Source organism: Pedobacter zeaxanthinifaciens (assembly GCF_003313335.1).
GTDB classification, from domain to species: domain Bacteria; phylum Bacteroidota; class Bacteroidia; order Sphingobacteriales; family Sphingobacteriaceae; genus Pedobacter; species Pedobacter zeaxanthinifaciens.
In genome coordinates, this window is record NZ_QMHP01000002.1 from 514,221 (window position 1) to 524,253 (window position 10,033).

General features: G+C 38.2%; 10 protein-coding genes and 1 tRNA gene. 3 read left to right on the plus strand and 8 right to left on the minus strand.

What is annotated here, in order from left to right:
* Positions 1–6: 6 nt before the first annotated feature.
* The 3 genes from DUT68_RS04850 to DUT68_RS04860 are packed head-to-tail and all read right to left on the minus strand — an operon-like array spanning position 7 to position 2,207.
* On the minus strand, positions 7–936 hold the full coding sequence (locus DUT68_RS04850) for a sterol desaturase family protein (protein WP_113636252.1): 930 nt from the start codon (positions 934–936) through the stop codon (positions 7–9).
* 6 nt (positions 937–942) lie between these two features.
* A complete protein-coding gene (aroB, locus tag DUT68_RS04855; protein WP_113636254.1) occupies positions 943–2,001 on the minus strand; it encodes a 3-dehydroquinate synthase in 1,059 nt (352 codons plus the stop codon).
* On the minus strand, positions 2,001–2,207 hold the full coding sequence (locus DUT68_RS04860) for an RNA-binding S4 domain-containing protein (RefSeq protein WP_113636256.1): 207 nt from the start codon (positions 2,205–2,207) through the stop codon (positions 2,001–2,003). The genes aroB and DUT68_RS04860 overlap by 1 nt, the downstream gene beginning before the upstream one ends.
* A gap of 94 nt (positions 2,208–2,301) precedes the next feature.
* Between DUT68_RS04860 and DUT68_RS04865 the strand changes: the two genes are divergently transcribed.
* The gene (locus DUT68_RS04865; RefSeq protein ID WP_113636258.1) at positions 2,302–3,486 is read left to right on the plus strand and encodes a proline dehydrogenase family protein; all 1,185 of its coding nucleotides are present in this window, start codon (positions 2,302–2,304) and stop codon (positions 3,484–3,486) included.
* A 267-nt stretch (positions 3,487–3,753) separates the two neighbouring features.
* Here DUT68_RS04865 and DUT68_RS04875 read toward each other — a convergent pair whose 3' ends face one another.
* The 3 genes from DUT68_RS04875 to DUT68_RS04885 form a co-directional block, all read right to left on the minus strand.
* Positions 3,754–4,146 carry a GreA/GreB family elongation factor gene (locus DUT68_RS04875; RefSeq protein WP_113636262.1) on the minus strand — a complete coding sequence of 131 codons (393 nt, stop codon included), beginning with the start codon at positions 4,144–4,146 and terminating at the stop codon, positions 3,754–3,756.
* 391 nt (positions 4,147–4,537) lie between these two features.
* On the minus strand, positions 4,538–6,811 hold the full coding sequence (gene katG, locus DUT68_RS04880; RefSeq protein WP_113636264.1) for a catalase/peroxidase HPI: 2,274 nt from the start codon (positions 6,809–6,811) through the stop codon (positions 4,538–4,540).
* A 108-nt stretch (positions 6,812–6,919) separates the two neighbouring features.
* Complete coding sequence (locus DUT68_RS04885; protein WP_113636266.1) at positions 6,920–7,237, minus strand: Mpo1-like protein; 318 nt, start codon at positions 7,235–7,237, stop codon at positions 6,920–6,922.
* Between the two features lie 59 nt (positions 7,238–7,296).
* Between DUT68_RS04885 and DUT68_RS04890 the strand changes: the two genes are divergently transcribed.
* The gene (locus tag DUT68_RS04890) at positions 7,297–8,598 is read left to right on the plus strand and encodes a carboxypeptidase-like regulatory domain-containing protein (protein WP_113636268.1); all 1,302 of its coding nucleotides are present in this window, start codon (positions 7,297–7,299) and stop codon (positions 8,596–8,598) included.
* Here DUT68_RS04890 and DUT68_RS04895 read toward each other — a convergent pair.
* Positions 8,540–9,175, minus strand: coding sequence for an HAD family hydrolase (locus DUT68_RS04895; RefSeq protein ID WP_113636336.1), 636 nt, complete (start codon positions 9,173–9,175; stop codon positions 8,540–8,542). The genes DUT68_RS04890 and DUT68_RS04895 overlap by 59 nt on opposite strands.
* Before the next feature lie 65 nt (positions 9,176–9,240).
* Here DUT68_RS04895 and DUT68_RS04900 point away from each other — a divergent pair.
* Positions 9,241–9,314, plus strand: a tRNA-Ile gene (locus DUT68_RS04900).
* 175 nt (positions 9,315–9,489) lie between these two features.
* Here DUT68_RS04900 and DUT68_RS04905 read toward each other — a convergent pair.
* The gene (locus DUT68_RS04905; protein WP_113636270.1) at positions 9,490–9,948 is read right to left on the minus strand and encodes a JAB domain-containing protein; all 459 of its coding nucleotides are present in this window, start codon (positions 9,946–9,948) and stop codon (positions 9,490–9,492) included.
* Positions 9,949–10,033 lie beyond the last annotated feature (85 nt).

Sequence of the window (10,033 nt, forward strand, 5' to 3'; positions counted from 1 at the left end):
GGTATTTTAACCAAAACTCTTTACGCTGTTGCCTACCTTACTCGTTGTTTTTTCTGTTTCCTGTAGTTCTTTTTGCAGCTGTTTGGCAATTTTCGAACTTCCATCGTGGCTCCAACCCGGTGGATTAAAGATATATCCTAACTTATTCCAAAATGTAGGTGCTTTTTTTACATCCTTACTTAAAGCAATAAATTCATGAAAGATGATATTGAATGCTCCGGTATCTTCAGGTTGCGTAGTTAATCCATATTTTATTTCGTCTTCAGGAAGCTCTCCTTGAAAAGTGCCAAACATTCTATCCCAAAGAATTAGTACCATGCCCATATTTTTATCCAAATAACGGATATTACATGCGTGGTGTACACGGTGATGTGAAGGTGTGACGAAAATATATTCGAAAATAGGGTGAAGTTTTCCAACCGATCTGGTGTGTACCAAGTTGCCATAAATTTGCGTGATCAAATAGGCAAACAATATATCCATGGCTGTGAATCCCATAAATGCCAATGGTAAATAGAAGAAAACGCGGTAAAGTGGTTCAAAAACAGTTGAGCGGAAACCTGTTGTTAAATTGAAATGTGCTGAAGAATGGTGTGTAACATGCATTGCCCAGAAAAAACGCACATAATGTCCGGTGGTATGTAAAAGCCAGTATAAAAAGTCTTGGGCCAGTACCAACGTAATCCAGTATGCCCAAGCGTTATGAATTTGAAACCATCTAAATTGATAGCAATAATCCAAAAGGTAAAAAGTGGCAAATTTCATAGTCAAATTCACCGCTATGGCACAAAACATTAAGTAAATGTTGGTCCAAGTATCTTTTTTAGTATATAATTTTTTATCGTGTGCATAGCTGAAATACATTTCAACTATGGTAAGTACAATCACAAAGCTAAATAGCGTGCCTACCGAAATATCACTTCCCGTAAACTTCATCTTATTTTATAAACTATTGTAATACAATAAACTATTAATAATATCCTCTTTCGTTACCTTGCAATTATAGGTGCATTTTCCAATTTGCTCTAGCAATGAAAATAAAATGAATCCATCTTCATTCTTTTTATCGCTTTGCATCAAAGCCATTAGCTCATCAAAGCTCTTTGGTTTAATCTCATATTTAGGATATAAGGAAAGAAGATAACTGGCAATTTCAGTAAGTTCATCCTGCGATAAATTACAGTACTTGGCAGATAAATAAGCCTCGCAAATCATCCCGATGGCAATAGCTTCACCGTGGGTAAGTGGCGATTTATCGTTAACTAAAGCATACCCTTCTACCGCATGACCGATAGTATGCCCATAATTCAAGATTTTACGTAGTCCTTTTTCGAAAGGATCGGCCAGTACTACTTCGTTTTTAATTTCGACAGAACGATAGATGGCTTCAGCGCCGATGTGCTCATAATTACTGTCTTTCAGCTCTTGGTAATAAACGGCATCGGCAATAAGTCCATGCTTAATCATTTCTGCAAAGCCTGAAAGCAACTCTCTTTGAGGTAGGGTTTGTAAAAAGGAGGTTTCGATAAAAACAGCTTGCGGCAGGCTAAAAGTACCAACCATGTTTTTAACGTTATCTATATCAATGCCTGTTTTGCCACCTACTGAAGCATCAACCTGCGAAAGTAGTGTAGTAGGAATATTCACGAAATCAATACCGCGTTTATAGGTTGAAGCTACAAAGCCTCCCATGTCCGTAATTACGCCGCCACCCAAATTGATCATCAAGCATTTTCTGTCCGCTTCAAAATCAAGCAAGGTTTTCCAAATGCCAATACAAAAATCAATGTTTTTATTTTCCTCTCCAGCATCGGTTTCTATGATATCAAAATCATCTAAATCTGGAAGAAAATCTCTAAAAACTGGCATGCAAACTTCGGCAGTATTGTTATCAGCAAAAACGAATATCTTGCTGTACTTATTTGTAGAAAGTAAGTCATTCAAAGGTGCTAAGCCACTCTCAAAATGGATGAAATGATTGTTGTTTTTTAGCGCTTCCATTAAATTACTTCTATCGTTTTACTTAAAAACTCCACTTTATCTCCAACGCGTACCTTTAAGCGCTTACGCTCTTCAATTATACCGTTAACTTTTACCAAACCTTCTTCAACGATAGATTGAGCTTCGCCACCGCTTTGAACCAATGCAGTAGCTTTTAAGAGAGCAATAAGGGGAATGAATTCACCTTCTAGTTTAAATTGTATCATGACGACACAAATTTACGATTATTTGAAAGTCTTTCGTGTTAAGATGGTTAGTAATTTATATTTTTGCAGCGTTCTGACTAAATAAAATATAAAAATGGATGCTTTTCCGAAGCAAAAAATTGACTTCAATAACACTGAAGTTGCTTTTAAGCACAAATCTAATTCTGAATTAAAACAAGCTTACTGGCTTTTCAAAATGATAGGGAGTAATTTCCTAACAAAAGTAGGTCCGCCGATTACCAATTTCATGCTTAATATAGGTTTCCCTATTCAAGGAGCTATTAAAGCAACCATTTTTAAACAGTTTTGTGGTGGCGAAACCATTGCTGAATGTGAGCACACCATTGAGCAACTGCACCAAGGCAAGGTGGGCACCATTTTAGACTATTCAGTGGAAGGGGAAGAAGAAGAGCATGTTTTTGACTTTACTTGCGAGGAAATTATAAGAACCATTGTACGTGCTGATGGCGATCCGCGGATTCCGATTACTGTATTTAAGGTAACTGGCATTGGCCGATTTGCATTGTTAGAAAAACTAGATGCTAAGCAGGAATTAACCGCTGTTGAGCAGGCAGAATTTGAACGCGTAAAGCAACGTTGCGAAAAAATTTGTCGCACCGCTTTCGAAAGAGCCGTACCCGTAATGATTGACGCTGAGGAAACTTGGATACAAGATACTATAGATCTGTTGGCGATAGAGATGATGATGAAATTCAATAAGGAAAGATTGATCGTTTTTAATACTTACCAGATATACAGACACGATAAGTTGGCTAGTTTGCAAGCAGATCAATTAATTGCTAAGGAAGCCAATTTTATTTTGGGTGCTAAGTTGGTGCGTGGAGCTTACATGGAAAAGGAGCGTAAGCGGGCAGAAGAGCGTGGTTATCCTTCGCCGATACAGCCTGATAAAGCCGCTACTGACAGAGATTATAATGAAGCTTTACGTTTTTGCGTTAACCATATTGATAGAATTGGCTTTGTTTGCGGTACGCATAATGAAGACAGTAGTAAATTATTGACGGAACTCATTGACGAAGCAGGCATCGCTCATAACCATCCTCATGTTTATTTTGCACAATTGCTTGGTATGAGTGATAATTTGAGCTTCAATCTTTCTAATTCAGGTTATAATGTTGCCAAGTATGTGCCTTATGGGCCAATTAAAGCGGTTATGCCTTATTTGTTTCGCCGGGCACAAGAAAATACATCAGTGGCGGGACAAACCGGACGAGAACTATCTTTAATTAGTAGAGAGAAAAAAAGGAGAGGGATTTAAGGCGTTTGATGTTTTAAGGTTGTAAAGTTGCAAGGTTGCAGAGTTTTAAAGTTTTAAAGTTTTAAGGTTTTAAAGTTGTAATGTTTTAAGGTTTTAAAGTTAGGTTGCTCATAACTTACCAATGCATTGAGTTACTTTACAATGAAATAACCTAGCGCTAACCACAGCAATCCTTTAACTAAAAAGAACAGAAAACCCCAAAAACCGAGTTTCTTAATCCATCGTTTTAATTTTTCTGTTCTTTTTGGTTGCATTAAATGATTTATTTTAACGTTCTTCTTCGAGTAATTTTCTTATTGAAATGATTTTAAAAGCCTTAATTCCATCGGGCATTTCCCATTGAATTAAATCTCCGGTTTGATAGCCTAATAGTGCGATACTAATTGGTGCAAAGATAGATACTTTTTGTTGTTTTATATTAGCATCTTTCGGTAAAACTAGCTTAAATACAAACTGTTGGTTGTTTTCTGTGCTTTCTATTTTTGCTTCAGTGTAAAGTGAAACTACGTCGTCCGGTAGGTCGATATCGTCGTAAACTTTAGCATTTTTCACTTCGTTCTTCAATCGATTCTTATTGTAATCGCTCATGATGGCTTTGTCCAGATGTTCGGTTAAAAATTTGTAATCGCTGGTTGATAATAAAATTGATTTGGTTTCCATGTTGTGATGAAATTAAATGAATAGTTCACCTCATTGCTGATTGCAATAGGCATTAATTTGATTTTCGGTTTGGTTATTCCCCGAAATCAGTACAATAGAATGGATATCGGGGTTTAGCTAATAAAGTCTTTGCTTTGTTTTAAAGCGATAGGGTTGATAGCTAGTGTGAAAGATGGAGCAGATAGCAGAATAGCCTTTGCCTTCATAACCTGCGCTGAAGGTAAAACTGAACTTGAGCTATTTAGGGTGTTTTCCATTTTAGCAAATATGGCACTTTGTATAAGAAAAGCAAAAATATAGGCGGCTTTGTTACAAAGCAGATGAAAAGGCTGTAAACAAAGAAAGACCGCACCTGGGTGCAGCCTTCCTACAAATCAAAATTATGAAACTACTATGCTAAATCAAACCGATCCAAGTTCATCACTTTGTTCCAAGCTGCAACAAAATCATGTAAAAACTTAGTTTCGGCACCGGCTTCGGCGTATACTTCGGCAATGGCACGCAACTCTGCGTTTGATCCAAAAACTAAGTCGGCACGTGTAGCTTTCCACTTAGTTTCGCCGGTTTTACGGTCATAACCTTCGTAAAATTCCTTGTCATCGCTTGAAGCTTTCCAAGCGGTACTCATATCTAATAAGTTAACGAAGAAATCATTACTTAGTTGTCCAGGACGATTAGTTAATACACCATATGATGAGCCATCATAGTTGGCATTCAAAGCACGTAAGCCGCCTACCAAAACCGTTAATTCTGGAGCGCTTAAGGTTAACAATTGCGCCTTATCAATCAAAAGTTCTTCTGTAGAAGCTTTAGTTCTTCCTTTTTTATAGTTACGGAAGCCATCAGCAACCGGCTCCATGTACGAAAATGACTCAACATCAGTTTCTTCTTGAGAAGCATCGGTGCGACCTGGCGTAAAAGGTACTTTGATTGCGTGTCCAGCTTTTTCGGCAGCACTTTCAATAGCAGCGCAGCCAGCAAATACAATTAAGTCGGCAAGGGAAATTTTCTTGCCATCGCTTTGCGCAGCATTAAACTCCTGTTGGATTTTTTCTAAAGTACTCAATACTGTGCCCAATTGGGACGGATTGTTGACTTGCCAGTATCTTTGTGGCGCCAATCTGATACGGGATCCATTTGCACCACCTCTTTTGTCGCCGCCACGGAAAGTAGAAGCAGAAGCCCAAGCTGTATTTACCAATTGGGCAATAGTTAAGCCACTAGCCAAAATTTTAGCTTTCAGTGTATCCAAATCGGTAACATCCACTAAAGGATGATCCACTGCAGGTAGCGGGTCTTGCCAAATTAATACCTCATTAGGCACTTCAGGGCCTAAGTAGCGTGCAACTGGTCCCATATCCCTGTGTGTTAATTTGAACCAAGCACGGGCAAATGCATCAGCAAAAGCATCAGGATTTTCAAGGAAATGCCTTGATATTTTTTCGTAAGCCGGATCAAAACGTAATGAGAGATCGGTAGTAAGCATGGTTGGTTTATGCTTCTTAGTCGCATCAAATGCGTCAGGGATAATTTCTTCATCGGTTTTAGCTACCCATTGGTGCGCACCACCCGGACTTTTAGTAAGTTCCCATTCGAAGCCGAACAAGTTTTCGAAAAAGTTATTGCTCCATTGTGTAGGAGTTTTTGTCCAAGTCACTTCCAAACCACTGGTAATGGTGTCGGCACCTTTTCCGGTTCCAAAGCTATTGTTCCAGCCAAAACCTTGGTCTTCCAAACCTCCGGCTTCAGGTTCTTTGCCTACATGATCAGAAGATGCTGCTCCGTGTGTTTTTCCGAAAGTGTGACCACCCGCAATTAGGGCAACAGTTTCTTCGTCGTTCATTGCCATGCGGGCAAAAGTTTCCCTAATGTCCCTAGCTGCAGCAATAGGATCAGGATTGCCATTTGGGCCTTCAGGATTAACGTAAATTAAGCCCATGTGCGCTGCCGCTAAAGGTTTTTCCAAATCATGGGAGTGCGTTTCTCCGTTAGCATCATCATCAGAAACTAAAACGCCACGGGCAGCTACACCTTCTGCGCCGCGAGAGTAACGCTCATCGTTGCCTAGCCAGGTAGTTTCCGAACCCCAGTACACATCCTCCGCTGCTTCAAAAACATCTTCTCTACCTCCGGCAAAGCCGAAAGTTTTAAAGCCCATTGACTCTAAAGCTACGTTGCCAGCTAATATCATCAAATCTGCCCAAGATATTTTATTGCCATATTTTTGTTTGATAGGCCAAAGTAGCCTACGTGCTTTGTCTAAACTCACGTTATCAGGCCAGCTGTTAAGCGGTGCAAAGCGCTGTTGGCCTTGTCCACCTCCACCACGTCCGTCGCTTACGCGGTAAGTACCAGCGCTATGCCAAGCCATACGGATAAATAAACCTCCGTAATGACCAAAATCTGCAGGCCACCAATCTTGCGAATCTGTCATTAATTGTGTCAAATCAGCTTTCAAAGCCTCATAATCTAAACTTTTGAAAGCTTCGGCATAGTTGAAATCTTTATCCATTGGGTTAGATAAAGAAGAATATTGACGTAATATATTTAGCTTAAGTTGTTTAGGCCACCAATCTCTATTTCGGGTACCGCTTCCGGCTACATTGCTATGCATGGTGCCATTATGAAATGGACATTTGCTGATGTCTGAACCTTTTTCTTCCATTTTTATATTTATTAAGTTAAGATTGAGTTAATTTTCAATTGAACATAAAGGTAGATGGTATCAGCCAAAGTATCAAAGTGCTTTTATCTATGGGCTGATAGGCAAAAGCTATTTGACCTTAAACGGTTGCTTACCATTTAGCAATTCCCAAAAAAGAATGAAATCGCTGGCTAAACTGTAAGCCGGGTATTGAAATGTGGCAGGTTTGTTTTTTTCGAAAAAGAAATGGCCAATCCAAGCGAAACCATAACCTAGAAAAGGAACGGCAAGTAGAAAGCGCCAATCGTGAAATAAAATACCACCGATAACGGAAAGAACGACTAAGGCCGTGCCAATAAAATGCAGTACACGACTGGTTGTGTTTTGATGTTCACTTAAATAAAAGGGATAAAACTCCTGTAAGGATTGATATTTATTTGCAGACATTTCTTAATTTAGTTTTGATTAAGTTAGCAAAATACTTCAAATAAACCTAACGCTCTAGCATGATTTTTCGCTCATTTTTCGCCGCTTTATTCATTTGCTTGCCGTTTATTGCTTTAGCACAAACTATTGCCGCTGGTAGGGTAGTGGATGCAGAAACTGGAAATCCGTTAGAAAATGTAAGTGTTTATTTTAATGAAACTCAAATAGGTACAAAAACAAATTTAGGGGGAAGATTTTTTATAGAGACTAGTAATAGTAAAGCCAAATTGGTGATATCATGCGTGGGTTATCATAAAATTATCCTTGATGAAATACCTCGCCAAAACTTAAAAATATTATTGAAGCCCATCAATAACACGCTTAAAGAAGTGGTAGTGAGTGATAGAAATGGTTGGCAAAAATGGGGCAGTTTGTTTACCAAGCTCTTGATGTCGGATAATTCTCATGATTATTATTCAAAAAAGTATGGGGGAGACGTTGTGCTAAATCCTAAAGTGATCAGTTTTTATTTTGACAGAGAAGAAAATATACTAACTGCATCATCTACCGAACCTATTTGGATTATTAACGACGTATTAGGTTATTTGATTAAAGTGGATTTGGACGAGTTTGTTTATGATATTGGTAAAGAAAGGATTAAATATAAATCAACATTGTTTTTTGAGCCTACTAAGTCTAGTTTACCTTTAGATAACGTTCAATTGACAACAAATTCTGTATATCAAGGTTCTTTAACTCATTTTTTTAATTCACTTGTTAAACATAAACTTAACGAAGAAGGCTTTGGTTTATATACTTATAGCGAGGTTAAAAATCAAGAGAAGATTCGAGTTCAAACTTTAGTCAATAAGTTAAAGTATGAGCAGCTGAAAAATAAACAGTTTGCTATGACCATCAATTTAGAAAGCTTAATTAAGGATAAGGATAGCCTTAGATATTACAGGAAAATGCTTGCTGAATCAGATTATATTACCAGGAAATTGGATACTTTAGATATATACCGCTTGTTGAAAAAGGATACACTTCATAATCTTCTTTCTTTGAATTTAAAAGACACCATAATGATTACCTATGTTAGACATCAAAAATCGTTAGCCATGCATACTGATTATATTAACATTAGGAGAGATAGAAAAGAGTGGATTAAAGTGGAAACTTTAATGGTGTTGACAGATGGCCAACCTTTAATAATTTCTGATACTGGTAATCCACTCTCTAACAATTGGTATGTGAACGGTTTTATGTCCAGCAAAAGATTAGCATCAGCTTTGCCAGCAGATTTTGATCCAGAAGTTCCTAGGGTTAAAGCAAAGCATGATGCACTAAAAAATCACGCAATTTTTCGGGATGAACGTCCATAAGCAAAGTATGTAAGCCGGCTTTTTTAGCACCTTCAATATGCTGCGGACTGTCGTCGATAAACAACGTCTCTTCAGGATTTAGGTTATTTTCGTTAATTACCATTTCAAATATCTCTACATTGGGCTTTCGCATGGATGTATCTTGTGAAAAGTAAGCACGCTCAAAAAAGTCGTTATAGTTATCAAAGCCAAAGTCTTTTTGCAAGTAAGCGATGATCCAATCGAAGTGTATTTTGTTGTTATTGCTCAGCAAAAATGTGCGGTATTTTTGTTTTACTTCCAATAAAACATCGTGGTTATTACCAGATACACCAAGAAGGAGGCTATTCCAAGCATCGTCAATTTGCTGATCGGTGAGCTGCATTTGGTTGGCGGCTTTTCTAATTCCATCTCTAAACTGTGAAGGGGAGATACTTCCAGTTTCAAAATCGTCGAATAACAGGTTATGGCCTTTATGAGCAAAGAATTCGTTAACGTTGGGTATACCTAATTGTGAAAGAGCATTTTGTGTTCTAATAAAATCAATAGCGAATATTACGTTGCCGTAATCGAAAATAATATTTTTAATTTTTTCCATTTTTGTGTTCCAAAATTCGCTGCAAATATGTAACATTGCACTCGCAAAACCTAATCCGGTTTTCAGGGCCTATAGCTCAGTTGGTTAGAGTAGAAGACTCATAATCTTTTGGTCGCTGGTTCGAGCCCAGCTGGGCCCACAAAGCTTCTCATGAAAATGGGGAGCTTTTTTTATGTGAGATAGCCTTCTAATCACACTTCAGTGCGGTTTTCAAGATTCACGGCGACTGCCGCTAGTACAAATCTAATCAATCGTGATTACATTTGAAACGTGTATTTTTAAATTGGTTTTGGCGCAGATTTGGCGCATAGAAATTACATCAAACCTTCCTCTGCCATGCTGTAATAGCCGTTTTCACTTATAATCAAATGATCGTGGACATCCATCTCTAAAAGCTTTGCAGCTTTCACTAATTTCTCCGTTACCGTTATATCTTGGCTAGAAGGTCTTAAGTTACCGCTTGGGTGGTTATGTGCCAAGATTAAGCTAGTTGCAGTAGCCTTAAGGGCAATAGTGAATATTACCTTGCTATCCATTACTGTTGAACCTCCACCACCAGTAGACAAGTCTACAATCCCCAATACCCGGTTGTTTCTATTTAGCAGTATCATCTTTGCTTGCTCAAGGTAATTGATCAATTCCTTATCCCAATGACTTAGCAATATGTCGTACGCTTGTCTAGAGCTGTTAATCTGTGGTCTTTCCTGTGCCTTGAAATGTGGCTTGTAACTCAGTTGCACCTCAGCAACCTTGAATAGTTCTTTCTGTTCCATGTTAATGTATTTAAATTAATGAATGGAACCATAGTGTAGATTATTCCAAAACTGGCCACTCCTTTTTTTGCGAACTGGCCACATC